We start from the raw sequence: 24937 nt of genomic DNA, 5'->3' as shown, positions 1-24937 counted from the left end.
CACTCCAAACCCATCTTCTCTCTGCTATGAAATGTGCCCTGGTGGCTGACATGTTGGATTCTTACCTGTAATATAGAGAAATAACAATCAGTTCGTTAATCCGCTATGTTATACATGTACATTTCACAAAGGAGTTCATCCAATGCCATATATCATTTATGATCTGGAATTTACCGTAAGTCGTAATGCTCGCTACTCTTCCGAAATTATTGATATCGGTGCAGTAAAAGTTACAGAAGGTGAGAACGGTCTGGTCGTTTCCGACACGTTCCATACCTATGTTCGTCCTTCTAACAAATCGGTACTTTCTACCGATACGATTCAATTCACAGGCATTACTCAGAAAGACATTGATGCAGCCCCGCTCTTTCCGGAAGCGATACGAAACTTCATTGCATGGATGGGTAACGACCCATACTACATGTGCTCATGGGGCCCGGATGATCGCAGTAAGTTAATCTCTCATTGCCGGACACATCAGCTCGATGTAGCATGGATCACGAATCATAACGATTTACAGCAGCAATGGTCACGCACTGTACGCAAAGAAGGTAAGTTCCGTCAGCTCGGACTTGCTCAGGCACTTGAACTATGCGGGATTGAATTCGATGGTACGCAGCACAGAGCACTTGATGATGCGATCAACACAGCCAAAGTATTCATTCATCAATTTGAGAGTTTTAATCTTGAGACGAATTGCGCCGCAGATGATGAAGGAATTACATCCAAGGTGGTCTATTCCAGTAGTATGGATGATGATCACGAGTCACCTTTTGGAAACTTGGCTCATCTCTTTAAGAGCAAAGAATAATCACACTTGTATGACCAACACAAGGAATGCTTATTAGAGCGTATCTTAGAACTCCGAAGGAAGCAGATTTAGCCGAATTTTCGTTCCAAGCAAGGAAGTTTTCCGCAAGCGTGCCGGGGCACGTCAAAGGAAAGTACGCAGCAGGGGGCCAAAAGGCGGTGAAAGATGTACTTCAGCGAGTTCTGAGACACACCCTAGGTAGGGGCTTGTTTGTAAACTTGCTGCCAGCGCTCTAGGCATTCCTTCATTCGGTTTCTATATTCTTTGGGTTCAAGAATTTCTGCATTGGGACCATACTGGGTTAACCATGTTAGTAACTCTTGGTCATCACTCAAAATCACTTCAAATAATAGCGTGCCCCCAGGCTCGCTCGTCAGCAGAGGACGTACTAAATATTGCTGCTGCATCACATGCTCTACGGCATTTGGAGAAAATCGAATTTTAAACGCAATCCACTCGGTAGCTTTACCATCCCTTGGGGTTCGGAAATAGTTCTGTAATAGGAAGTCATCTTTGCGGAATGTGCGAGGCAAAATTCGTATGTTCTGTAAACGACCCACTTGAAATCTCCTCAGCTTCTCCGATTGATAGCAATAAGCGAGCAGATCAAATCTGTACTCTCGAGGAATTAGACTATACGGATCTATTTGAATGACGATTTTTTTCCCCTCGGTGAGGTACTCTGCTTCAATCGTGTTCTGAGAAATACTAGCTTCAAGAAGGGTGACTAGTGTACTATTCATCATATCAGAATTTTCATTTTGCCAGACGGGTATCCCAACTTTAAACAACCCACTAATGTGCTCCGACCATTCCACCCGCTCCGTCTTATTTTTCTGACTTGAAGCGATGACCTTCTCATATGCACTCTCAAAAGCTGGCTTCAACAACGGGCGGATATGTTCCATAACCTCAGCCAAATGCATAAAAGCTGCCGCTTCATCATCTGACCAATTCAGGGGATACATCGCAAATTGGCTGATAAACATATACCCTCGGCCGTGTCCCATATTCGCAATCGGAATATGCATTGCACTGAGAGCCTCCATATCACGGTATATCGTTCTTTCCGTTGTCTCACACCGCTCAGCTAGCTCACGAGCCAGAATTCCAGGTTTGGCCTGCACAAGCGTGATAATGCGCATTAATCGGATCAGTCGGTCTGTCATTTTGCCGGATCCTCCACGATGTTGTTTCAATAAATTTGTGACAACTCCATCCATTTTTATGATGATGGACATTGCATGATTGAACTTATTTACTACTTCTGTTTTTTTGCAATATCCATTATCACATTCATAGTAAATTCGACTTAATTCTTAACTTCACCTTTAAAATCTATGTAGAAACAGTTATTGGTATCACGTTATGAATGGTTCTTTCTCCCTACTCGCCAAACATCGTTTTTCCACGAACTTGGTAAGGATTAGCATACGTAATTCCATAGTGATAGCGCAGTTTCTCCACCATTTCGGCCTCTTCATAATAATCCAAATCTTGTTTGCGGGCTGCTTCAATCAGCAGGGCATCCGCATGTCGTCGCAGTAGATTACTTCCTTCTTGTACACGCCCTCTTTCATAAGCTCGTAGAGCTTGTTTAATCAACGGTACTGTCTCACTAAGCTTAATGGTCTTTTCGACCTTCGGATCCTCCGGTTGCCTCAACATACCCAAATGACTCGTATATTGAATGTACAACTGTTCTCTTCGGAGCAACACTCGCTGGCTCTGTTTCAGTTTGCGTGTACTCCAATAGGCTGAACATACAGAAGCTTTGCCTGATAATCTGGATCCCATCGCAAATTCGAGTAAGATCTGTTTACTCTCGCCTTTATAGACATCTCCAAGTCGTAGCACCCAACCGATATCTGTCTCTTTGGAGCGGCATCCGTAAATGCCCTTAAGCTCGATCCCATATTCCGGTTTGAGCAATAATTCCAAGTCTCTAGACACAATTTTAGGTGCTAACTTCCTGAGTCTTTTGGCAGGGGAACCGTTGCGCCATTCAATCATCATATACACGGGGTCGGCTCCTCCCGTCGGTATGGCCTCTTTGTTCCACGAATAACATACTTCAAAGACTGAGTTCACTACGTCGTCTCCCCCCCGATTTTTATGTATTATCTTCTAAGTTATCAGGGTGAATGGACACTATATTGTCACGGAACATATGTTCGTATATAAAATTTACACAAAAATAATTATAGATGGTTTATTCTTTCTAAATCCGTCTAATTACGACAATAAACGACAAAAAAGCCTGGCAAATTACCATGCTTTTCAAGGGGTTATTTTTGACAAGACCTAACTCACATTGCCGATGAATTATTTAAAATTTGAGGTATTGATTCATTCCATTCCGTTTCGGCAATCGGCGCGTACGTCACACTATCAATAATTAGTTTGCGTCCAATAGGCTCACCATTGACTGTAATCATAATTGTTTTGGTTGGTGCTCCACGTTCTGTAGTATGCATATTTTTCTACTCCTTTTTGTATACGATCTTCTTCCGAAATCGGATATATTATTTTCATTATATTTTCGTCTTTGTGAAGAGTAAGCTCCCTGAACTGGGGTAATATTTATAAGTCAGACCTGTTCGTGTGCTTCCTTATCGTTCTATTACCCTGACACTTTGTGAACGAAACTAAATATTACTTGCAAAAAATGTGGATACCCTGAACCCATTGCGCTACTTTTGACGTATAATGTAAGAGCCATGTTTTCATTTAATGAAACAAATAAAGACATAAATCGTCTGACGAATCTACCACATCGAAAGAAGGTGTCATGAATGCCAAAATCGATTCATCATGCTCTAATTCGGGTGTTATTCACCACATGCATTTTGTTTACTGCCTCGTTAACTTCTACAGTACATGCAGCAAATGCCAATATATTTTCAGATATATACAGCGGATGGGAACGGGTAGCTGAACTTCCAGGAGAAGTGAATGCCCTACAGCAAAGTTATCAAGAGACGTTAAACAAGCTCAATGAAACTTCCGCCCAGTTGGGACAAGCCCAGGCGAACGTCGAAGCCTTCAAAGCTCAGAATGATCAGTTAATCGCACAAAATCAAAAACTGACTGAAATGGTCAGCCAATTGCAAGACGATCAAAATGCCAAAAACACTACCGCCAAACGAATTCAGACGATGATTATTACAATCGTTGCTCTTATATTGGGTTACTTTATTTTGATTCGCCTTATGCGTTTGGGAATGCGTCGTCGCTCAGGCCGAATCTAAAACGAGAACAGGAGCAGCCGCATGCACATACACCTCAATACCGTTGAAGCTGGTGGCGCTGGACAAGTCGTTACATTCTCGCTTGTTCAGAACGACCGGCTTCATATTTTGCATCCACAGCAGATTGTTGCATTTCGAGGCTCTAGCAATAGCCGTAATGATAAGTTTATGAACATTTCAGGCATTGTCCGCAAAAAGAAACTGATTAAATCGGAAATCTCTGGTCCCTGCCAGTTTGTAGCCGCACTCCCTCCCGGCTTTACGATGAAAGAGGTCGAGCTGGATGAAGAGAGTGATCTGTTATACGATTTCCGACATCTCTTTTTTTACTCCGATGGCGTCACCATGCATACCAAAATTCAGAAAATCAAAAATATGCTCATCACCCAAGATGCGGTCAAAATGAAGTTTTCGGGAAAAGGCAAGATCGGATTGTTAACTCAAGGCCAGGTATGCCAACAGGAGCTACATCCCACCGCTCCGCTCTATGTCGATGCGGGCAGCATTATCGCTTACCCTGAGAATGCACACTTGGAACTCACCGTATATGGGAACCATCTGGCGAGCCAGCATATGAACTATCATTGGAAGATGACTGGACACGGCTCGGTTCTATTTCAAGCAGGACGTGAGAATAGCAGACTGGAACGGGATGTGAACGATGAAGGTCTGTTCAAGCGAATCTTGAAAGAAGTGATTCCCTTCGGGAACGTTTTAATTAAATAATGAAATTTCACGACCAAGCCGTCTGGGGACTTATGCCACTTTATTGAAGTGAGGTAGCCACCAGGCGGTTTCGTGTTATAATGGATCAGACATTTGAAGAAGAAAATCCATGCCGCCTGGCATGGGAGAGGTTCGCGAACTCCCTCTACAAGACTTGATCCAACGGGTCAGCACAGTCTTGCGTACATTGAATTGATCTTGTGGACACCGTGTTATGCACCTGTTGTACAGCAGTTCATTACTTTTGTGTTAATAACACAAACAGCATGTACGTAAAAAACTAAGGACACTGGATTGGAAATCCGCTTTTTTGAAGCGATTTGCAAGAAGGTGTGTTTTTTGATGGATGTTAGTTCATGGACTTCTCTGTTCTTCCGACACCCTATGCCTAAATGCATGGCGTGATCTTAAGAAGATGGAGAGGTTTTTTTATGTTGAACGAAGAAAAAGCAGTCGTTGTTTTCAGCGGCGGTCAGGACAGTACAACTTGTTTATTCTGGGCCAAACAGCAATTTGCTGAGGTTGAGGTGGTTACGTTTGATTATGGACAGCGCCATAAGCTGGAGATTGAATGTGCCTCTGCTATTGCTAAGGATCTCGGTGTGCAGCAGACTGTGCTAGATATGAGCCTGCTCAACCAGCTTGCCCCTAACGCATTAACTCGTAACGATGTAGAAATTACACATAATGAAGGCGAACTGCCCAGCACTTTTGTGGATGGACGTAACCTACTGTTCCTTAGCTTCGCCGCTATTCTTGCCAAACAAAAAGGGGCACGTCATCTCGTCACAGGTGTATGTGAAACCGATTTTAGTGGATATCCGGATTGCCGCGACTCATTTGTTAAATCAATGAATGTCACTCTTAATCTGTCGATGGATTATCCGTTCGTAATTCACACGCCCTTGATGTGGCTGGACAAAGCCCAGACTTGGAAAATGGCAGATGATCTGGGTGCTTTTGAATATGTACGCGAGCGTACACTCACTTGTTATAACGGTGTGATTGGGGATGGTTGTGGAGAATGCCCTGCATGTAAATTGCGCAAAGCTGGATTGGATCAGTACGTGGAGCAACGCACAGCAATAGGTCACACGGGAGTGGATGTGCGATGAGAGAGCCTGGAACATTCCGTATTGTTGAGCGGTTGCAACGGATTGACGAGGATATTCTGCCTACACAGCTAAGATATCATCGCAAACGTGTACTGGTCAGCAAAGAGTTTACTTTTGACGCGGCACATCATCTGCATTGCTATGAAGGTAAGTGCAAAAACCTGCACGGTCATACGTATAAAGTTATTTTCGGCATCAGCGGTTATCCGGGTGAAACCGGGCTGACGGTTGATTTTGGACATATTAAAGATATATGGAAAACACAAATCGAAGGTTATCTGGATCACCAGTACCTTAATGAAACACTGCCTCTGATGAACACAACGGCGGAAAATATGGTCGTATGGCTGTTCGAACAGATGGAACAAGCGCTTCAGACGGAGCCATATGCGGCACTCACTGAAGGCGGACGTACGGAGTTTGTACGACTCTATGAGACACCAACCAGTTATGCCGAAGCGAGACGGGAGTGGATGATCGATGAGTAGCAGTCCCAGTCAAGCTATGCGCATTCCCGTCATGGAAATATTCGGCCCTACCGTTCAGGGGGAGGGTATGGTCATCGGGCAGAAAACGATGTTTGTCCGCACCGCTGGCTGTGATTACCGTTGCTCATGGTGTGACTCTGCTTTCACCTGGGACGGCACCGGCAAAGATCAGATTCAGAAAATGACACCTGAGCAGGTATGGGAGGAATTGCGCCACGTTGGCGGATCACGCTTCTCCCATGTCACCATCTCTGGTGGTAATCCAGCTCTGCTCGCTTCGCTGGATGGCTTAGTTAAGCTATTGCGTGAGCATGACATCCGCACAGCCGTAGAAACGCAAGGATCTCGCTGGCAGCCATGGCTGGCAGACATCGACGAAGTCACCGTCTCGCCTAAGCCTCCAAGCTCCGGCATGGATACAGATTGGAACGTGCTGGATGATGTGATCGCGAGGCTTGCCGCAGGTTCTCCAGAACGAAGTCATAGTCTAAAAATCGTCATTTTCGACGAGACAGACCTGAACTATGCCCAGCGTGTGCATGCACGTTATCCGGGAACCGATTTATTTTTGCAGACAGGTAATCCGAATGTGACATCGATGGATACACCTGACCTTGCGGCTTCCCTGCTCACTCGTTATGAGTGGCTGATTGACCAAGTCAGTGCCTCCGATGATCTGAATAACGTCCGTGTGCTTCCTCAGCTTCATACATTGGTGTGGGGGAACAAACGCGGCGTTTAAGATGGATGCTATGGGTGGAATGGGCGGCATGATGTAATAACGGACTCCGTCGTAATCATTCTATATAAACGGAGTTGTACAGCGAGATTCGTCTGTTAAGATATACCGCGAGGCTACGGGCTTTGACGGAAATAAGGAGCGTTATAAACCGATGAGACAACCTGATGAAATGCAAGATATCACGCTACTGGGTAACCAGAACGTAAAATATACATTTGAATACGATCCAGGAATTCTGGAAAACTTCGATAACAAGCATCCGTACCGCGATTATTTTGTTAAATTCAACTGCCCGGAGTTCACTAGCCTGTGTCCTATCACGGGTCAACCGGATTTTGCGACAATCTATATCAGCTACATTCCTGATATAAAAATGGTCGAGAGCAAATCCCTCAAGCTGTATCTGTTCAGCTTCCGCAACCATGGAGGTTTCCACGAGGATTGCGTGAACATCATCATGAACGATCTGATCAAGCTCATGGATCCGCGATACATTGAGGTATGGGGTAAATTTACACCGCGCGGCGGCATTTCCATCGACCCGTACACCAACTACGGTAAACCGGGAACGAAATATGAGCAAATGGCCGAACACCGTATGATGAACCATGATATGTATCCAGAGACAATTGATAATCGTTAATGGTAAAACATCAAAAGGCGAGTTCTTCAATGATTGAGGAGCTCGCCTTTTTTGAGTTTTTTTGGATTTTTTTGGGACTTTCGAGACATGTAGAGGATGGGAGTGCACAAGGAGTTACTTCACATTCGGATAGCTCATTCCTCCTTCAAACTTTTCATCTTCCGAATATAGTGCCGTAACATAAAGACATTAAACATTTGATAAGTAACAAAAAGTACGATCGCAAAAGTCAAAGATTTAGGTGCCACATATATCGCAAAAAAAGTGGCCACGGCCATATAGATAATAGTCATTACAACATTTCGCCTGGCAAGAACATAGGGGCTCAGCTGCTTCATATTGATTCATCCTCCCAGCATTTTGGAATAGTGCCGTTGGATCAGCGTTACACTCGACTACTTTACGTTACATGAAGCCAACACCTTTTTGAAGGTAAATAGGGTAAAAGGGTACTTTTCTACTATATATAAAGCAGCCCACTATATTAGGTAATCCTATAACAGATTAACCATCTTTCCCCCACCACAAGGCAAAGCAACATTTTGAGAATGAATTCTTCGCATCCATTTCATATTTCAATCCATCATCCTCTTCACGAATATAACGTTAGAAACGGTACGATCGATTTGTTTTGTTCCCCTTGCCCACCTATTAAATCTATCCTATTATGTAACAATATGCTTAAATTACATCAACAGGCGCTGATCCCTCGTGACCGCGACCAAAGGAGAACATGAACATGTCCATGCAAACCTCTTTACCCAAAGACGCAACAGCTCGATCTCAGGCACCTTCCGGATTGGATGCTCAACGCACCGTATACCGGATATTAATTGCCATCAGTCTGGTGCATCTGTTCAACGATTCTATTCAGTCGGTTATTCCGGCGATCTTCCCGATTCTGAAGGATTCCATGCATCTCACCTACACGCAGATTGGCTGGATCTCCTTCGCCATTAATTTCACCGCTTCCATTATGCAGCCTGTCATTGGATGGTTTGCCGATAAGAAACCAACACCTTCCATTCTACCGATCGGTATGGGCTTTACATTTACAGGGATGCTCCTGTTAGCCTTTGCTGACAGCTATATGTCCGTTCTCATTTCTGTTATTTTTGTCGGACTTGGCTCGGCTGCCTTCCATCCCGAAGGTTCTAGAGTATCTCATATGGCCGCCGGCGCACGTCGTGGTCTCGCACAATCGATCTTTCAAGTTGGAGGCAATGCAGGACAATCTCTGGCTCCACTGCTGACCCGTTGGATCTTCATTCCGTTTGGCCTATTCGGTGCTATTGGATTTACAGGTATTGCTGCAGCAGGTATTGCCGTACAGATCTACATTGCACGTTGGTACGGTCGGATGCTGAGATCAGGCAGTTATCTACGAAAACAAGCGGCAGCACGCCGAGTACCTAACCCGGCATTACGTAAGAAAATCGCTGCAGCGATTACAATTCTGATCTTGCTTGTTTTTGTCCGCTCCCTATATATCGCAGCTATTGGAAGTTTCTATACCTTTAATCTCATAGAAAGCTTCAACCTTTCAACACCTGACGCACAAATTTACATTTTCCTATTCCTAGCAGCAGGAGCGCTGGGAACTTTCTTTGGGGGGCCACTTGCCGACCGATTCGGCAAACGCAATCTTATTTTCCTATCTATGGCGTGTGCGGCTCCATTAACGCTGTTACTACCATACGCTAATCTGTTCTGGACGGGTGTACTGTTAACCATCATCGGCTTCATCATGTTATCGAGTTTCTCGGTTACTGTAGTGTACGCACAGATGCTGATCCCAGGTAAAATCGGTACCGTCTCTGGTCTGATCACTGGTCTAGCCTTTGGTATGGGCGGTCTAGGTGCGCTCGTACTGGGCAACTGGATTGATGTGTTCGGCGTATCACCTGTGATGCAGGTGTGTAGCTTCTTGCCATTACTCGGAATACTGACCTTCTTGCTTCCTTCAGATCAACTGCTGAAGCGTTGGGCAGATGAGAACGGTAGCGAGGAGTAAAGAAAGTGCAAATGGTATGATGCGAGCGAGCGGGCTGGTTACGTGCTTGGACTTAGATATCGCTGCCTGAGCGTCTAAATCCGTCTGTCCTTGCTTTAACGCACCTGACAATTCTTATATTCACAATTACCGTCGATTTCCCAATCTAACGAATCTGAGCGCCGTTATTTACAAATACTGGGTCGATTATCCTTCAGAACGGTGTTCATTATGTAAAATAAAGCGTCTGAGATTCGTTAGAATTTCGAATGAGCACAATATTCCCGAATAGCGTCTAATGGATTCGTTAGAATCCCTAGATCTGTGCTGGTTAGTCTAACCACAACAAAAGGGTTCTCGCCAACGCTGTATTTACAGTCTGGCAGGAACCCTTTACTTTACTTTATTTCTTTCCTTCTCTCATGTCTGTTTCTCGTACTCTACATGTGGGCTGACCACTTTTGTCATAAGGCGGGGTATCGAGAGCCAACAATCAACGTTTTATTCAACGTCACACATTACGATGTTACTTCCATGAGCTGTAATCAATGCCTTAACATCTTCAAATTCAAGGAATACAGTCGCTGTATTTTCCATGGGATGAATCCCTATTTTTTGACCGACTAAATCCTTATCAAAGACTACGGTTACGTTTTGCTGAATATTATTGAAGACTCCCATCGGATTTACATGTCCTTTTTCCAGTCTGAGAAGTTCCAACAAATCCTTTTCACTAGCAAAACTCAGTTTGCGGCTAGGGATCGTTTCGCTTAAACTCCTCAAATCAACGGACTTCGTTCCAGCTATAGTCACTAGATAATAGTTTCGTTTTTTATCATCACGTAGAAATAGATTTTTCACGATATGCTCTGTATGCGGAATTTGATAAGAGAATATTTCCTCCATCGTATATACTGCTGGATGTTCAATACTTTCGTAATTTATATTATAGCTATCTAATAAGTGATAGAAACCTTGTTTGTCTAACATGTTTGTTCCTCTCTTTCAGGCAGACCTTCTAACCATTTTACTTCAAACGTTGCAGAATCAGCCGTTTTTTGTACAGCATTTTCCCCGTCTCAGCCACATCCCGAATTGTGTTTTTATTGCTCACTGAACCAAAGATCATACCAGCAATCGGAATGAGTTGAAATAGCTTTTTCCACCCGAAGGATTCACGATAGGATTCAAACACCTCTCGCCATCCTTGCATTTGCGACATCACTTCAACCTGTTTATCAGGATTCTCGTAGTCTGCCAGTTCATCAATGATTGCCTTCTTACCTACGATATCTGCCGATGTAAATTGCAGACACTTCACAATGAAAATGCGTTCCTGTGGCTCATCCGGATCATAACCGTAACATAGCGCCATCTCTTGTAATACTTTTAAAGAAAGTCCCATCACCATTGGAATATCCGCAGCAATCGTCACAATTCCACCAATGCCTGTTGCCGCTCCTTGCGCTGCTGCAAACTTGGTACGACTCTCAGCGATGTTATCAGCTACACGATCCAATACTTCAAGTGGCAGGTTCTCGACACTGTGAATTTTCGTTGTGCTTTCTTCCTCAGCTTCCCGTTCAAGACGATCCGTATGACCTAACATCGAATGACCTGTTCGCTGAGCTTCCTCCTGTAGCAGCTTCGCTACCTTCTTCTTCTGAACAAGAAACTTACCACCATGCTGTACATACTGTCCTACTTCATTGAGCGAATTTCCAATCTTATCTTTCAATGCCTTAGGCATAACTTTATCCAGCATTGCAAATGGCAGACGACCGATTTTGTCCCAAATGAACAAGTCCTTCTGCTCTTTCTCCCATTTATGAATCAGTTGCAGTTCCTGATCCAAAGTTTCACGCGAATCCATATATTGTCCTCCTAGCATGATATCAATTGAACTATAGCAAGAGCTGTTCTATTTACATATTAACTTCATCTATACGTTGTATACGTGAAAGGTGCAAGAACGGATTCAATTCATGCGTTATGTTAGTTCAGCCTCTTCCTTCATTAACGAGAGAAGCCCTTAATCAGCTATTATACTGACTAAGGGCTACTTCTATCGTTTACATTCTATCTAATTATTGTTCCACTTCAGCTACAGCTTTACCATCGGGGACAGGAACACCAAAATCAGGTGTACCATCCTCTCTCCAGTGGATTACTTGAGCACGGGCATGACGGTTAGGATCATAGAGTGGATCTCCCTCGATCTCTTTGTAGTTACGGGCATGATAAATGAGGATATCCGTCTGCCCATCCGGTGTTACGGTAAAGCTGTTGTGGCCTGGGCCATACTGGCCGTTCGCTTCACATGTCTGGAATACCGGCTCAGGCGATTTCACCCAGCTTGCTGGATCGAGCAGATCGGCATTCTCATCTGCTGTGAGTAATCCCATGCAATAATTATAATCTGTGGCGCTGGCTGAATAACCAATGAAAATACGTCCATTTCGGTGCAATACAGCCGCACCTTCATTGACTTTGAAACCAATGATCTCCCAATCATATTCAGGTGTAGAGATCATGACCTGTTCTCCGCGCAGTGTCCACGGATTCTCCATCTCGGAGATATATAGGTTAGAGTTACCTGGAATATCCGGATCTTTCTGTGCCCAGACGAGATAGCGGATGCCTCGGTGCTCAAACGTCGTCGCGTCCAAAGCAAAGCTCTCCCAACGTGTCCGCGTCTGCCCTTTCTCAACCCACTCACCCTCTAGTGGATTCGCAGATTCATTTTCCAGTACGTACATCCGGTGATCAAACAAACCTTCATTCGTCTCACTCGTATGTGCCGCGGCATAATAGATATACCATTTCCCGTCGATAAAATGAATCTCAGGCGCCCAGATGTTGGCGCTCATCGGTCCTGTGTCGCGCTTGCGCCATGCCGTCACTGGCTCCGCATCCTTCAACTCCTCAATTGTGCGCGCACGCCGGATTTCGATCCGGTCAAATGCAGGTACAGAAGCGGAGAAATAATAGTAACCATCCGTATGGCGGTACACCCACGGATCGGCACGCTGTTCTAGAATAGGATTGGTAAATGTAATGGATTGTGTCATAAGATTGCTTCCTTTCAAATGTAATATGCATTGGTTCGAAGAGAACAATATAAGCTGGTGAAAACGAACAAACCTAGGCGTGAGGGCATCGCTGACACTTCGGGGAATGACGAGCCTGCGTCGCTTTCTTGTCCTCCGATTTCCTCCCACCTGCTCTCCAGCAGTTGAAATCCGATGACAAACACGCTCCCCTGCGTCGCTTTCTTGTCCTCCGATTTCCTCCCACCTGCTCTCCAGCAGTTGAAATCCGATGACAAACACGCTCCTTCGGCTCCTTCCTTCCCCTTCACTGCTTGATACCCCTCCAAGGCAAAGCTTTGCGCTTCTTCATGCGCGCTTCTATAAGGTTCTCATCGAACCATTGTTGTGGCTCGATTGGTTGTGGATAGTCGACTACCTTCCTGTCGACTGCACATGAGTAACAAATCTAGGCGTGAGGGGCAGCGCGGACGTTCCAGGGAATGACGGGCCTGCGTCGCTTTCTTGTCCTCCGATTTCCTCCCACCTGCTCTCCAGCAGTTGAAATCCGATGACAAACACGCTCCTTCGGCTCCTTCCTTCCCCTTCACCTTTCTTGTCCTCCGATTTCCTCCCACCTGCTCTCCAGCAGTTGAAATCCGATGACAAACACGCTCCTTCGGCTCCTTCCTTCCCCTTCACTGCTTGATGCCCCTCCAGGCGAAGCTTTGCGCTTATTCATGCGCGCTTCTATAAGGTTCTCATTCTTTCTCTTCGCTCAGTTGTTTCCCCCATACGGCAATGCCGCGGTCATTCAGACCTGTGACCACAAGGGTTGGCTTGCTCAGCTCCCAGTCCCACGACGGGAGCAGTTGTAACTCCTCTGTGGAGGCTCCGTTCGAGTTACGTTCCTTCCACTCAATCGTGAGTATGTGTTTGCCATCGAATGTCCACGTACCTGAATCGTTTTCGCTTGTGACTTTGCCGTTACGCTGCAAGGTGAATGGAGACGCTTGAACCTGTCCGTCGACAGACGGATCAAGCTCCATACCTTCCCATTCCCCAGCAATCATAGACTTAGGAATATCCTGTACCGTCTCGCCAGCGTAACGTTCGGGAGAGACGACCGGCCAACCGGCCTTCGTCCATAACATTTTCCGCACATGCAGGTACGGCCAATTTTTATCCGTTTCACCTCTAGCATGATGCACGATGTAATAATCGTCACCGTCTTGCAGTACTGAGTTATGACCAGGAGCAACCCAGCCCTCGCCCTCTGTAAAGCGATAACCCCCTACCACCTTTGTTCCAATCTCGTATTGCGGCAGATGATCTGTATCCAGCATGTTCATGCCGTTTATATCCGTGTATGGGCCTGTAATTGAATCAGCACGCGCGACCCTTACGTTGTAATCCTCGAATAAGGAGTCATATGAGACAAACAGATAATACTTTTTGAATTCAGGATGATATACGATGTACGGTCCCTCTACTGCACCCTCTTCGGTTGCCCGATCACGTGCGGCAATGCGAGTACCATAACCCTCTTCCTTGAACTTGCCCGTATCTGGATCGAGTGGCGCAATATAAATACCATCGAAGAATGAGCCGTACACCATCCACGAATTGCCGTCGGCATCCAACACAGGATTCGCATCAATGGCATTTAGTTTATCCTGTTCGTTCTCCGATGTGCTCACTACAAGTCCTTCATCTTTCCAAGGTCCTTCTGGAGAAGTGGCCGTCTGCAAACCAATGGCTGACCGCGTGCTTCCAAAAGTAGAAGCCGAGTAATACATGCGGTACGTATCTCCTACCTTCGTAACATCAGGTGCCCATAAATTCACGGCTCCTGTCCAGTCCAATGCTTCCGGCGGAATGCCTGGCAGGGCTTGACCAACCCATGTCCAGTTGATGAGATCCTCTGATTTTCGCACCATCACGCCAGGCTTAGGCTCTCCGGCAACACGAACGTCCGTGGAATATACATAGTAACCCTGATCTGTTTTGATAATTGCTGGATCATGAGCATTATTTACTGTCCAACGAGACTCATCATCTAATATGGAATTGTCATACAGCAAGGTATCTTGTGGTTCCGCAGGAAAGGTTGGGCGAGGCACATCTGCCTCTGCCCCCTCTCCAGAACAACCCGTCGCACCAATCAACAGGAACAATAGCATTGAAGCAACCACTCCTCTCTTGTTTATGTTCCAGCCACGCTTTTTCAACGAGATCATCCCTTCACTCCAGAGATCGCAACAGATTCAATAATTTGCTTCTGGAAGACTAAGAAGACAATGAGTACTGGGAGCAACGCAACGATGGATGCAGCCATAATAAGCGGATAATCCGTCTGAATCGCATAGGTCGCATTGAAGTTTGCGATAACAAGCTGTAAGGTCTGCTTCTCTGGCGAGTTCAGATAGATGATTGGAGCCAGATAATCATTCCAGATTCCCATGAACCACAGAATTAACTGTGCTGCAATCGCAGGTTTGATCAATGGGAAGGTGATGCTAGAATAGAGCCGGAAATAAGAGCTTCCATCAATTTTGGCCGCTTCTATTATTGCATCTGGCACACTAAGCAGATATTGCCGCAGGAAGAAGATCATAATAACGTTACCGAACAACCCGGGTACAATCAGCGGCAGTAGTGTATCTACCCAACCAAGCTTAGAGAACATCATGAATTGTGGAATCATGACAGTTGGATAAGGAATCATCATGGATGCAAGCAGAGCCAGAAACAGTTTGTTTTTATGTGGAAATCTCAATTTAGCAAAAGCAAAAGCGGCGATACTGGACGTAAACGTACCGACCACAGTGACACTCAATGCAATGATCAAGCTATTTTTGATCCCGCTTAGCAACGGGCCAGCTTCCCAGATTTCTTTATACTTTTCAAATTGGAACACTTCTGGAATCCACACAGGAGGAAGTGCAAATACATCCTGTTTCTCCTTCAACGACGTGGACAGCATCCAGATCAATGGGGCAACCATCGCAATAGCACCAATCGCGAGTATGATAAAAATAATCGAGTTCGTTACTTTCCTTCTTTGACTGTAAGACATCTCCGGTTCACTCCTTTCCCTTGACCATCAATCCCCATCATAGGCTGATCTTTCGTTTAATTTGAATTGCACCAAAGTAATGACAAAGATGAAAATACCTAGAATCATGGCCATCGCTGAGGCGTAACCCATTTGCAGGTTGCTGAACGCTTTTTGCCAGATGTAGAAAACGATCGACGCTGATGAGTACTCAGGACCGCCTGTAGGGGTCATAATGTTCATCTCGGTAAAGATCTGGGAGCCACCAATAATATTGGTAACCACGAGGAAGAAGGTCACTGGCTTCACCATCGGCCAGGTGATGTTACGGAAGATCTGGAACCCGTTCGCTCCGTCCAGTTCAGCCGCCTCGTAGTATGTACGTGATACGCTTTGTAGGGCAGCTAGGTACAGCAACATGGTGTACCCCAGACCTTTCCACACCGTCATAATAATAAGAGCTGGTTTGACTGTATCTTTGTTAGCCAACCAGTTAGGTCCTTCAATGCCGAAGAGCGCAAGGAACTGGTTGACCAATCCATAATCTCCGTTATAAGCCCAGTTCCACATGATGGAAACGGCTGCAAGAGAAGAAATAACGGGAATATAATAGATCACGCGGAACGTCGTTGTACCAGGAATTTTGCGATTCAAGCCCATTGCGAGCAAGAGTGCAAGTAACAATCCAATTGGAATCCCCAGCATCAGATAAAAGGTGTTAAACATCGCTTTGTAAAATAGATCATCTGTGAGCAAATCTTTAAAATTGGCTAAACCGATAAAGTTCATCTGTCCCAAGCCATCCCAATCCGTGAACGAACCGTACAACGAATATAAGAAAGGGAACAGAACAAAGATCAGCAGACCGAGAATTGGAGGTGTAATAAACAAATATCCATACAGCCTCTCTTTGCGATACAAGCTAGACTTTGTATTCACTGCGCTCACCCCTGTTTCTAATATCAAGTATGGAATCCAAAAATGATGCCAGCAGCGTGATAGCAGGCTGCTGGCATCGCTTTCTATGCAACACGAAACTTACCAACTTAACTCTGATTCACCTTGTGTAGTTCGCTTCTCGCTCGAAGCTTTCTAGCAATCTCTCGTTGATTAACTTATTTCTGAGATTTTTTCTCTTGCTCTACCGCTTTATCCAACAACTTCTGCATTTTCGGCTGTTGCTGTTTCACATACTCTGCGGCTGTAATCTTGCCATCCAGCACAGGCTGAACGTCTGTGAAGAACAAATCGTACCACTCTGCGTTATACGTATAGTTCCCTGGAAGGGATCGACCATAATCTTCAACGATATCAATGAACTCCTGTTTATTCGCTGGCTTCGTTGATGTATCTTCGGCCCATTCATCAGCCATATCGAGCAAGTTCGGAATTTGTACTTTGGCATCGACAAGCTGTTGCATTGCTTCCTTAGAAGCTGTAAGGTAATTTACCAGTTTAGCTGCTTCTTCAGGGTATTTCGTTTTGGCGGAAACACCGATACCCAGGGAACCAATCCACGTTGCGGACTTACCACTAGAACCAGCTGGGAATGGCAACAGATCATATTCAAAAGGCAGCCCTTCAAACGTACTCATATCCCACGGCCCAACAGGGAAGAATGCCATTTCCCCTTTCATCCAACGTTGGTACGTATCCAGGGTTTGTGCTTCTTCAATAGAAGGTGTGATTTTGTATTTATTCTGCATGTCTGCGAAAAATTGTAGCGCTTCCGCAAATTTCGGATCGTCAATCGTTACTTTCGTTTTGGTCTCATCTAACCAGTCAGCACCATTACTCCATACGAAGGATTGAAGTGCCCAGTTTACGTTGAAGCCTGTACCAAATACATCCGGTTTGCCGTCTCCGTTCGTATCCTTCGTTACTTGCTGATTCACTTGAATGAACTCATCCCACGTATATGGCTTGTCCTTGTCTGGGAGTGGAATGCCTTCTTGTTCAAACAACGTTTTGTTATAACCAAGTGCGAATGGACCAAGATCTTTCGGCATACCGTAAAGGTCTCCTTGTCCTGCCATTTGGCCGTCATAACGATATAGATCCACACCGTATTTCCATATATTGTTTAAATCCACATCCGGGTTATTTTCAACATAAGGAGTCAGATTCATCAATACATTACTGTTCACATACGCTTTCACGTCACCAGGGTTAAAATAAAAAATATCTGGCAAGCTATTGCCCGTGATCGCTGCTCTCAGCTTAGTAGCATATTGATCTGCAGCCGTTACAATCAATTTAACTTTGATACCAGGATTCTCTTCTTCAAACTTTTTGACAACCGCTTGATAAGCCTTCTGTTCATCTGTACCGCCTCGGAACATAAATGTCAGTTCTTTGTTACCGCTCGCCCCACCGCTATCTCCACCGCAACCTGCTAAGACAAGTGCAGTAACCAGCATAAGAAGCATAAACGTGACCCAACTCTTTTTCTTTAACATCTGAACCCCTCCTGATCTGAATTTGTAACCGTATTCAATTGCGTGAAATAAGATTTCTGTTGTTAAATTTATCAAACACTAATCACTTTAGTCAATACTTTATTAAAACATTTTATATTTTTGTGAAATAAAATAAGTTTGGGAGCATTCCTTAGGGTTCATAACCGTGGATTAACCTATGATTTTCATCGTTTGAAATTTTGACACCAGGAAGGTGATAGAGGGAAGTTTTGATCTTTTCTTAATCAAATGGTGCATTTGATTCATGAAGTGTTAAAGTATTTTAGGTATAATAGAATTATAAAAGCGGTTACAATACTTTTCAATGGTTTATTTCAAAGATTAATGAAACAATTTAAATGTTTTTATGTAACACTACATTGATAAACGAACCTTCATTTTAATAATCAATCGTACGATAATAAAGAAGATAGGCTTCTTGGCTCTACCCTTCCCATCTATCTTATAATCATTTATACTTATCTAAAATAAAATATAGAAATGTGCACTAACCTATCTAACAGTGAACGGGGAAAGGACCAACACATATGATTTATATTAAGGATCTGAAGTCGGGTGTGAACATCTTCAAAGCCCTCAGTTCGGAGATTCGGATACAGATCATTGAACTACTGGCGAAGAACCAGAGCCTTAATCTCAATGATCTTGCGAATAAGCTGGGACTTAGCAATGGAGCAATTACAATGCATATCAAAAAGCTGGAGGAGAGCGGTTTAATCGAAATAAATACCGCTGTCGGCAAACATGGAATCCAGAAAATTTGCTATCTCAATGAGGAGAAGCTGATGGTGGATCTGCGTTCGCAGGAGATTAACAACCGTTATGAAGTAGAGATTCAAGTGGGACATTATAGTGATTATCAGGCTGCTCCTACTTGTGGACTTGCGACTCGGGACAGTATCGTTGGGGAATTCGATGACCCACGTTATTTCGCAGATCCATTACGGATTGATGCGGAGATGATCTGGCTTGCGGAAGGTTATTTGGAGTATCGCATTCCCAATTATCTGAAACCGAATCAGTCATTTAGTGAGATTCAACTCTCCATGGAACTCGGTTCGGAATCACCCGGCTATTGCGATAACTACCCTTCGGATATTTACTTTCACATCAACGGTATCGAGATTGGCTGCTGGACGAGTCCAGGTGATTTCGGCAATACACGTGGAACGTTTAATCCAGACTGGTGGCCGCCTCACCTTAATCAGTATGGCATGCTGAAGCTGATTCGCATCACGCAGGAAGGTAGCTATATCGACGGCTGTCGCATTTCGGATGTGACGTTAGATGATATTGGGCTGGACTACAAAAGTGATATCCTCTTCCGCATTGCGGTGACAGAAGAACCTGTTAACAAACGGGGACTCACGATCTTTGGCAAACATTTCGGCAATTACGGCCAAGGTCTACTCGCCCGTGTGCTCTATAACGTACAAGAAGACTAACACAAGCTTGAATGAACACCGATAGAAAAAGCTCCAGCTTCCTTACTATCACTGCTTGGTATTACTGCTTATTATCACGGATCAGCACAGGAATATCGCGGCTTAGAAAGAGTGCGTAACAGCACTCTTTTTTTGTTATTTTCATCTCACGTTGTAGCTAAGTTAAGTTTGCGCATCAGCAATTAATGACTTACCTTGAGGTCTGTAGAAGGCAGATCCCTTCTTGTTCATGTCACTGTGATATAATATGGCCTGCAATAACAAACTGGGATAATGGGCGGGGATACATGATGAAATTGGAACGTTTAATCTCGATCATATTCAAGCTCTTGAACCATGAGGTGTTGTCTGCTTCTACATTAGCGGAAGAGTTTCACGTTTCTCCAAGGACGATCTATCGAGACATTGATGTCATCTGTGCAGCTGGCTTCCCGGTCGTCTCTCATCAAGGACTTAAAGGCGGATATGGCATCATTGATGGATATAAAATGGACAAAAGCTTACTCGGCTCATACGATGTCAATTCCCTTATTACAGTACTCAGCAGTCTCTCCACTGTCTTCGATGACGGACGCGTCCAAGGAACGATTGAGCGACTGCAAACAATTGGGCCGGAGCATCAGATATCAAGTTTATCTATAGATCTGGAAACACGCCGAACGGAACCTGATGCCCTACCATATCTGCGAGCAGGAATTACAGAATATCGGATTATCCAATTCGATTACATTAATACGAAAAACGAACATACCACGCGTCGAATGGAACCTGTCAGACTACACTTTAAATATCGCAATTGGTACGTATATGGATTCTGTCTGACACGTCAGGATTATCGGGAGTTCCGACTCTCTCGGATGATGAATGTGAGCTTAAGTTCTGACACTTTTCAACCGCATTCTACTAGGGATGAACCAACGACTAGATGGGATGACTCGCTGCAAATTCAGACAACAGAAGTGGTGTTCAAGGTTAATCCTGAAGCACTCGCGGAAGCCATGGATCACTTTCAACAAGCGGACAAACAGTTTCATGATGATGGAAGCATGACGATGCGAATCGCAGTTCACCAGCCATTGAAAGCTCGTTGGTTATGTTCGATCTTGTTAAGTTTAGGTAGTGGTGCAGAGGTACTTGAACCTGTTGAACTGCGAGATATCCTAAGAGAAGAGCTTCAAAACGCGCTTAAACCTTATGAAAAATCACATTGAAGAAGTATGACATGCTGTTGTCATACTTCTTTTTTTATAATCATCTCAGTAAGTTAGTTGCACTTCACGACTATTCTAAGGAGATGATCACATGAACCATCCGCAAGAAATGTATCAATATCACACATGGGCCACACACACCATTCTGGGGAGGATTCAAGAATTGCCAGACAGCGTGTTACATCAGGAGGTGAATAGTTCATTTCCCACCATTGCTCACGCACTAAGTCATATGTATGCTGTTGATCAAATGTGGTATCTAGTCTTAACAGGTGTCAGTATGCCCGAAGCTCTACAAATGTGCATGCCACGGAATGAAGAGCTATACGATTCAGTGGAGGACTATGGCCAGCGATATGCAGAGTTATCAGAGCAATATACAACGTGGTTTCACGATCACATCGATCTGGAACAGACGATTCTGCTGGATAATCCATTCGCGGGAATTCGAGATACGAGCCTTGCAGAGATTGTCTTTCACCTGATTAATCACGGAACGTACCATCGGGGGAACATCTCTACGATGCTTCGTCAGTTAGGCCATGCCTCTATTATGAATGACTACAGTCTTTTCTGGTATGCTAAACCTGCTATAGATTAGATGGTGGTGGAATGAACTGTGGAAATTAATAATCATCTGGCTGCTACATCAAGAGAAGAATTGAGAGCCTGGTTACATGAGCATGGTAGCACTCAGACGTGTTGCTGGGTAACCATTAGTCTCAAACCAAGCCCAAATACACTGTTGTACTTGGATGCCGTAGGAGAGTCGCTATGTTATGGTTGGATTGATGGAATTAAGAAAAAAATATCCGAGCATCATCTAGTGCAACGCTTATCTCCCCGAAGCAAGCAAAGCTCGTGGACTGAGCTAAACAAAGAACGTGTTCGTCGCCTTGAAACGCTGGGACTCATGCATGACGAAGGTAGAAAGGTTCTACCTGAGATGGATCCCAATGCGTTCATCATTGATGATGTTATTGAGCGAAGACTGAAAGTGAGTCCCATGATATATACCAATTTCCTGGCATTCCCGGCTCTCTACCAGCGGGTTCGAATCGATACAATCCAAAGCGTGAAGCATCAGTCCGTGTTATTCCAGCACAGATTGGACAAATTAATCGCCCATACGGAGGCAAACCAGATGTACGGTCAGTGGCATGATCATGGACGGCTCTTAGATTATCACTATGAAGAATTCACCAATATCACGAAAATATAAAAAAGAGAATCTCCCATAAGAGGTTGTTCATAAAGTCCGCTTTTGAACCCGTACTATGGGAGATCTTTTTCGTTGATCAGTTCAAATTCTGCCTGTAGTTTTTGGGAGACACACCATAGGCTTTCTTAAACTGACGAGTAAAATAATTGCTATCGTTAAATCCGCAATCATACGAGATTTGGGTGATGGACAGATTACTATTTTTCAGCAGATGACATGCCTTCTCTAGACGCAGCTTATGTACATACGAAATAGGCGTCATCTGATAATAGGATCGAAAGATCCGATTGAGATGCCTGATCGATATGTTTGATTTTCCCGCAATATCCTCCAGCGATAATGGCTTCAGATACTGATCCTCAATATAGGAAATGGCATTGGCTAGATGCATCAGATTATTGCCCCTGCCACCCTTCTCCTGGGTATCATACTGCCTCGACAAGTACACTGCCATCTCCGTTAGACGTGCGATCAGCATCGTCTGATACCCTTGCTGCTTCGCCTCATATTCCTCAACCATGAATGAAATCAGCGCTTCAATATATTCCAGACTAGAAATAGGTAAGGCAAGCAGACTGGGGAACGAGTGGATATGACGATAAAACGGTTCCAACACAAACAACGCTTGAAATCCATTCGACTTCCTCAAATCAGGCCCCGTTGATGAAAGCATGTCAGGCTTGAACATAATGTTACATATTCTAAAATCATGAGGGTCGATATACGCATGATGTGTCACGCCATTGATGACAAATACATTTCCCTTCTTAATAAAAAACTCCTCGTTACTCACAACATGGGTCGCATGACCATTCAAAACAATCACAAGCTCCGTGAAATCCATATGATTGTGAAGCTCCATATCTGTCTCATGCCCACCATACTGAATGAAAAACGGGAATTCCTTATCTGACGTAAACCATCTCAGATATGCATTACTCAAAAGCATTCCCTCCGAACAATGTTGGGTTCGTATGTCTATATCATGCTACTCCAAGTCCGAAAAATCAAGGTAAAGGGCGGTTGTAACCGCTATACTTTTCCTTATAACAAGGCACTGCGAATGAGGCGTTCACGCCAGACGGTAGCTCAGATCCGTCAATGTGCCGTAAGTTATCCATAACTCTCATATGAATAGGAGCCTAACATGACAAAATATACGAACCCGGTGATTCCAGGTTTTTACCCCGATCCGAGTATCTGCCGCGTAAACGAAGATTATTATCTGGTAACAAGTACATTTGAATACTCTCCGGGTGTGCCTATTTTCCACAGTAAGGATCTTGTCCACTGGCAACAAATTGGACATTGTCTAACCTCGCTAACACAACTCCCTCTAAGTAAAGCGTGGAGTTCCGGCGGCATATATGCACCAACCATCCGTCACCATGAGGGCTGGTTCTACATGACAACGACCAATATCGGCGCGGGTGGAAACCTGATTGTGCGCACCCAAGATCCAGCAGGCTCATGGTCTGATCCGATTTTTGTTGCACAGGGAGGCATAGATCCTTCCCTGCTCTTCGACGATGATGGTCGTGTGTATTTCCAATCCGCGCAAAATGGCGATGAAGGCGAAGGAATATATCAGTGCGAGATCGACATCATTACCGGGAAGCAGCTAACAGATAGCCGACTCATCTGGCGCGGAACAGGCGGAGCTGCCCCAGAAGCGCCCCATCTGTACAAAATTAACGATCTGTATTATCTCATGCTTGCCGAAGGTGGTACCGAATATGGTCATATGGAAACCATCGCACGGAGCACCGATCCATACGGACCATTTGATGCATGTCCTCACAACCCAATTCTATCGAATCGCAGTATGAAGAGCAGCATCCATGCCGCTGGGCACGCAGATCTGGTTCAGGCACAGGATGGAACGTGGTGGGCTGTCTGCCTTGGTATCCGTCCCCCTTCTTATCCGATGCGCCATCACCTGGGACGAGAGACATTTCTTGCACCTGTGACTTGGACGGATGAAGGCTGGCCGATCATTGGGGACAATGGGAACATCAAACCTGTTATGGATGCGCCTGAGCTACCTCAAGTACAATGGGCAGCACCAAGCGTGCGTGATGATTTTAAGGAACCAACACTTGGTTTGGAATGGATGTTCTTGCGTAACCCTGCACCCGGAAGCTGGTCGTTAGAGGAACAACCTGGTCAGCTCGTGCTGCGCGGAACCGCAGTTTCCCTTGATGATGTAGGTAATCCTGCTTTTGTCGGTCGCCGGTTGACACATTTTACGTCCCATATTGCAACTGAATTAACATTTGAGCCACAAGAGGACGGTGAAGAAGCCGGCTTAACCTTGTATATGAATCCCAAATATCATTATGATCTGGCGATCAAACAGGTAAACGGGCAGAAAAAGATCCTACTCCGTCGCACAGTCGGCTCCCTAAGAACCGAGCAATGGGTTGCTTGTGAGGCTGGCCCCGTAATTTTGAAGATTCACACTAAGCCTGAGCAATTCCTTTTCTCCATTCAGCAAAATTCATCTCCAGAACTGGAGGTTGGCTCAGGTGAGACACATCTGCTCTCCACTGAAGTAGCAGGCGGTTTCACAGGAGTCATCGCTGCGATGTATGCCAGCAGTCCATCAGGAAATGGCGCACCTGCAAGCTTCAATTGGTTCGATTATGAACCATTGGAGGAAGTGTAATCGGTATTATTTTTTGTTTTTAAGTGTACAATTTCAATCCAAAAAGCTGCTGTCT

General features: G+C 44.8%; 27 protein-coding genes. 14 read left to right on the top strand and 13 right to left on the bottom strand.

The window, feature by feature from the left end; translation table 11 throughout:
- Window positions 1-142: 142 nt before the first annotated feature.
- Window positions 143-811: a 3'-5' exonuclease gene (locus ASD24_RS07930; protein WP_056694128.1), complete on the top strand. Its 669-nt coding sequence runs from the start codon at window positions 143-145 to the stop codon at window positions 809-811.
- 194 nt (window positions 812-1005) lie between these two features.
- Here the strand turns inward: ASD24_RS07930 and ASD24_RS07925 are convergent, their stop codons facing one another.
- From ASD24_RS07925 to ASD24_RS30710, 3 genes are all read right to left on the bottom strand, one after another.
- On the bottom strand, window positions 1006-1980 hold the full coding sequence (locus ASD24_RS07925; protein WP_056694127.1) for a helix-turn-helix transcriptional regulator: 975 nt from the start codon (window positions 1978-1980) through the stop codon (window positions 1006-1008).
- A gap of 217 nt (window positions 1981-2197) precedes the next feature.
- Window positions 2198-2902 (bottom strand): hypothetical protein, encoded by a 705-nt coding sequence (locus ASD24_RS07920; RefSeq protein WP_156395375.1) that lies wholly within the window; start codon window positions 2900-2902, stop codon window positions 2198-2200.
- A gap of 218 nt (window positions 2903-3120) precedes the next feature.
- Window positions 3121-3288 carry a hypothetical protein gene (locus ASD24_RS30710; RefSeq protein ID WP_200956140.1) on the bottom strand — a complete coding sequence of 56 codons (168 nt, stop codon included), beginning with the start codon at window positions 3286-3288 and terminating at the stop codon, window positions 3121-3123.
- Between the two features lie 318 nt (window positions 3289-3606).
- On the opposite strand from ASD24_RS30710, the gene ASD24_RS07915 reads away from it, so the two are divergent.
- The 8 genes from ASD24_RS07915 (at window position 3607) to ASD24_RS07880 (ending at window position 9790) form a co-directional block, all read left to right on the top strand.
- The gene (locus tag ASD24_RS07915; RefSeq protein ID WP_056694116.1) at window positions 3607-4062 is read left to right on the top strand and encodes a hypothetical protein; all 456 of its coding nucleotides are present in this window, start codon (window positions 3607-3609) and stop codon (window positions 4060-4062) included.
- A 21-nt stretch (window positions 4063-4083) separates the two neighbouring features.
- Window positions 4084-4788 (top strand): AIM24 family protein, encoded by a 705-nt coding sequence (locus ASD24_RS07910; RefSeq protein WP_056694113.1) that lies wholly within the window; start codon window positions 4084-4086, stop codon window positions 4786-4788.
- Window positions 4789-4881: 93 nt separating this feature from the next.
- Window positions 4882-5064, top strand: coding sequence for a hypothetical protein (locus ASD24_RS30945; protein WP_156395374.1), 183 nt, complete (start codon window positions 4882-4884; stop codon window positions 5062-5064).
- A gap of 158 nt (window positions 5065-5222) precedes the next feature.
- Window positions 5223-5903 (top strand): 7-cyano-7-deazaguanine synthase QueC, encoded by a 681-nt coding sequence (gene queC / locus ASD24_RS07905; protein ID WP_056694411.1) that lies wholly within the window; start codon window positions 5223-5225, stop codon window positions 5901-5903.
- Complete coding sequence (gene queD, locus ASD24_RS07900; RefSeq protein WP_056694111.1) at window positions 5900-6391, top strand: 6-carboxytetrahydropterin synthase QueD; 492 nt, start codon at window positions 5900-5902, stop codon at window positions 6389-6391. The genes queC and queD overlap by 4 nt, the downstream gene beginning before the upstream one ends.
- Complete coding sequence (gene queE, locus ASD24_RS07895) at window positions 6384-7133, top strand: 7-carboxy-7-deazaguanine synthase QueE (RefSeq protein ID WP_056694108.1); 750 nt, start codon at window positions 6384-6386, stop codon at window positions 7131-7133. Before queD ends, queE begins: the two co-directional genes overlap by 8 nt.
- A gap of 151 nt (window positions 7134-7284) precedes the next feature.
- Window positions 7285-7776 (top strand): preQ(1) synthase, encoded by a 492-nt coding sequence (queF, locus tag ASD24_RS07890; protein WP_056694106.1) that lies wholly within the window; start codon window positions 7285-7287, stop codon window positions 7774-7776.
- Between the two features lie 745 nt (window positions 7777-8521).
- Complete coding sequence (locus tag ASD24_RS07880; protein WP_442952585.1) at window positions 8522-9790, top strand: MFS transporter; 1269 nt, start codon at window positions 8522-8524, stop codon at window positions 9788-9790.
- A 480-nt stretch (window positions 9791-10270) separates the two neighbouring features.
- Here the strand turns inward: ASD24_RS07880 and ASD24_RS07875 are convergent, their stop codons facing one another.
- The 9 genes from ASD24_RS07875 to ASD24_RS07835 form a co-directional block, all read right to left on the bottom strand.
- Window positions 10271-10759: a prolyl-tRNA synthetase associated domain-containing protein gene (locus ASD24_RS07875; protein WP_056694097.1), complete on the bottom strand. Its 489-nt coding sequence runs from the start codon at window positions 10757-10759 to the stop codon at window positions 10271-10273.
- A gap of 37 nt (window positions 10760-10796) precedes the next feature.
- Window positions 10797-11642 carry an EcsC family protein gene (locus ASD24_RS07870; RefSeq protein WP_082560326.1) on the bottom strand — a complete coding sequence of 282 codons (846 nt, stop codon included), beginning with the start codon at window positions 11640-11642 and terminating at the stop codon, window positions 10797-10799.
- Between the two features lie 214 nt (window positions 11643-11856).
- Window positions 11857-12840, bottom strand: a complete 984-nt coding sequence (locus ASD24_RS07865; RefSeq protein WP_056694089.1) for a glycoside hydrolase family 43 protein — start codon at window positions 12838-12840, stop codon at window positions 11857-11859.
- Window positions 12841-12854: 14 nt separating this feature from the next.
- Window positions 12855-13130: a hypothetical protein gene (locus ASD24_RS07860; RefSeq protein ID WP_056694086.1), complete on the bottom strand. Its 276-nt coding sequence runs from the start codon at window positions 13128-13130 to the stop codon at window positions 12855-12857.
- Between the two features lie 103 nt (window positions 13131-13233).
- Window positions 13234-13500, bottom strand: coding sequence for a hypothetical protein (locus ASD24_RS30555; protein ID WP_056694083.1), 267 nt, complete (start codon window positions 13498-13500; stop codon window positions 13234-13236).
- Between the two features lie 59 nt (window positions 13501-13559).
- Window positions 13560-14981 carry an arabinan endo-1,5-alpha-L-arabinosidase gene (locus ASD24_RS07850; RefSeq protein ID WP_056694410.1) on the bottom strand — a complete coding sequence of 474 codons (1422 nt, stop codon included), beginning with the start codon at window positions 14979-14981 and terminating at the stop codon, window positions 13560-13562.
- Between the two features lie 53 nt (window positions 14982-15034).
- Window positions 15035-15877: a carbohydrate ABC transporter permease gene (locus ASD24_RS07845; RefSeq protein WP_056694081.1), complete on the bottom strand. Its 843-nt coding sequence runs from the start codon at window positions 15875-15877 to the stop codon at window positions 15035-15037.
- Between the two features lie 27 nt (window positions 15878-15904).
- Window positions 15905-16795: a carbohydrate ABC transporter permease gene (locus ASD24_RS07840; protein ID WP_056694078.1), complete on the bottom strand. Its 891-nt coding sequence runs from the start codon at window positions 16793-16795 to the stop codon at window positions 15905-15907.
- A gap of 176 nt (window positions 16796-16971) precedes the next feature.
- Window positions 16972-18315: an ABC transporter substrate-binding protein gene (locus tag ASD24_RS07835; protein WP_056694076.1), complete on the bottom strand. Its 1344-nt coding sequence runs from the start codon at window positions 18313-18315 to the stop codon at window positions 16972-16974.
- A 548-nt stretch (window positions 18316-18863) separates the two neighbouring features.
- Between ASD24_RS07835 and ASD24_RS07830 the strand changes: the two genes are divergently transcribed.
- The 4 genes from ASD24_RS07830 (at window position 18864) to ASD24_RS07815 (ending at window position 22214) form a co-directional block, all read left to right on the top strand.
- Window positions 18864-19781, top strand: a complete 918-nt coding sequence (locus ASD24_RS07830) for an ArsR/SmtB family transcription factor (RefSeq protein WP_056694073.1) — start codon at window positions 18864-18866, stop codon at window positions 19779-19781.
- Between the two features lie 290 nt (window positions 19782-20071).
- Complete coding sequence (locus tag ASD24_RS07825) at window positions 20072-20992, top strand: helix-turn-helix transcriptional regulator (protein WP_056694408.1); 921 nt, start codon at window positions 20072-20074, stop codon at window positions 20990-20992.
- A gap of 91 nt (window positions 20993-21083) precedes the next feature.
- Entirely contained in the window at window positions 21084-21593 is a 510-nt protein-coding gene (locus tag ASD24_RS07820; protein ID WP_056694070.1) for a DinB family protein, read from the top strand.
- An 18-nt stretch (window positions 21594-21611) separates the two neighbouring features.
- Entirely contained in the window at window positions 21612-22214 is a 603-nt protein-coding gene (locus ASD24_RS07815; protein ID WP_056694066.1) for a YdeI/OmpD-associated family protein, read from the top strand.
- A 76-nt stretch (window positions 22215-22290) separates the two neighbouring features.
- On the opposite strand, the gene ASD24_RS07810 is transcribed toward ASD24_RS07815, so the two are convergent.
- The gene (locus ASD24_RS07810; protein WP_056694064.1) at window positions 22291-23157 is read right to left on the bottom strand and encodes a helix-turn-helix domain-containing protein; all 867 of its coding nucleotides are present in this window, start codon (window positions 23155-23157) and stop codon (window positions 22291-22293) included.
- 204 nt (window positions 23158-23361) lie between these two features.
- Here ASD24_RS07810 and ASD24_RS07805 point away from each other — a divergent pair, with 204 nt between their 5' ends.
- A complete protein-coding gene (locus ASD24_RS07805; RefSeq protein ID WP_056694061.1) occupies window positions 23362-24882 on the top strand; it encodes a glycoside hydrolase family 43 protein in 1521 nt (506 codons plus the stop codon).
- Window positions 24883-24937 lie beyond the last annotated feature (55 nt).

Source organism: Paenibacillus sp. Root52 (genome assembly GCF_001426865.1).
Taxonomy (GTDB): Bacteria; Bacillota; Bacilli; order Paenibacillales; family Paenibacillaceae; genus Paenibacillus.
This window is presented reverse-complemented; position numbering and strand designations above follow the sequence as displayed.

Coding starts and splice junctions, on each gene's coding strand:
- queF (WP_056694106.1), top strand. CDS start 7,285: ATGAGACAACCTGATGAAATGCAAGATATCACGCTACTGGGTAACCAG.
- ASD24_RS07845 (WP_056694081.1), bottom strand. CDS start 15,877: ATGTCTTACAGTCAAAGAAGGAAAGTAACGAACTCGATTATTTTTATC.
- queE (WP_056694108.1), top strand. CDS start 6,384: ATGAGTAGCAGTCCCAGTCAAGCTATGCGCATTCCCGTCATGGAAATA.
- queD (WP_056694111.1), top strand. CDS start 5,900: ATGAGAGAGCCTGGAACATTCCGTATTGTTGAGCGGTTGCAACGGATT.
- ASD24_RS30710 (WP_200956140.1), bottom strand. CDS start 3,288: ATGCATACTACAGAACGTGGAGCACCAACCAAAACAATTATGATTACA.
- ASD24_RS07825 (WP_056694408.1), top strand. CDS start 20,072: ATGAAATTGGAACGTTTAATCTCGATCATATTCAAGCTCTTGAACCAT.
- ASD24_RS07870 (WP_082560326.1), bottom strand. CDS start 11,642: ATGGATTCGCGTGAAACTTTGGATCAGGAACTGCAACTGATTCATAAA.
- ASD24_RS07830 (WP_056694073.1), top strand. CDS start 18,864: ATGATTTATATTAAGGATCTGAAGTCGGGTGTGAACATCTTCAAAGCC.
- ASD24_RS07820 (WP_056694070.1), top strand. CDS start 21,084: ATGAACCATCCGCAAGAAATGTATCAATATCACACATGGGCCACACAC.
- ASD24_RS07850 (WP_056694410.1), bottom strand. CDS start 14,981: ATGCTATTGTTCCTGTTGATTGGTGCGACGGGTTGTTCTGGAGAGGGG.
- ASD24_RS07910 (WP_056694113.1), top strand. CDS start 4,084: ATGCACATACACCTCAATACCGTTGAAGCTGGTGGCGCTGGACAAGTC.
- ASD24_RS07805 (WP_056694061.1), top strand. CDS start 23,362: ATGACAAAATATACGAACCCGGTGATTCCAGGTTTTTACCCCGATCCG.
- ASD24_RS07930 (WP_056694128.1), top strand. CDS start 143: ATGCCATATATCATTTATGATCTGGAATTTACCGTAAGTCGTAATGCT.
- ASD24_RS07915 (WP_056694116.1), top strand. CDS start 3,607: ATGCCAAAATCGATTCATCATGCTCTAATTCGGGTGTTATTCACCACA.
- ASD24_RS07835 (WP_056694076.1), bottom strand. CDS start 18,315: ATGTTAAAGAAAAAGAGTTGGGTCACGTTTATGCTTCTTATGCTGGTT.
- ASD24_RS07875 (WP_056694097.1), bottom strand. CDS start 10,759: ATGTTAGACAAACAAGGTTTCTATCACTTATTAGATAGCTATAATATA.
- ASD24_RS07865 (WP_056694089.1), bottom strand. CDS start 12,840: ATGACACAATCCATTACATTTACCAATCCTATTCTAGAACAGCGTGCC.
- ASD24_RS07925 (WP_056694127.1), bottom strand. CDS start 1,980: ATGACAGACCGACTGATCCGATTAATGCGCATTATCACGCTTGTGCAG.
- ASD24_RS07880 (WP_442952585.1), top strand. CDS start 8,522: ATGCAAACCTCTTTACCCAAAGACGCAACAGCTCGATCTCAGGCACCT.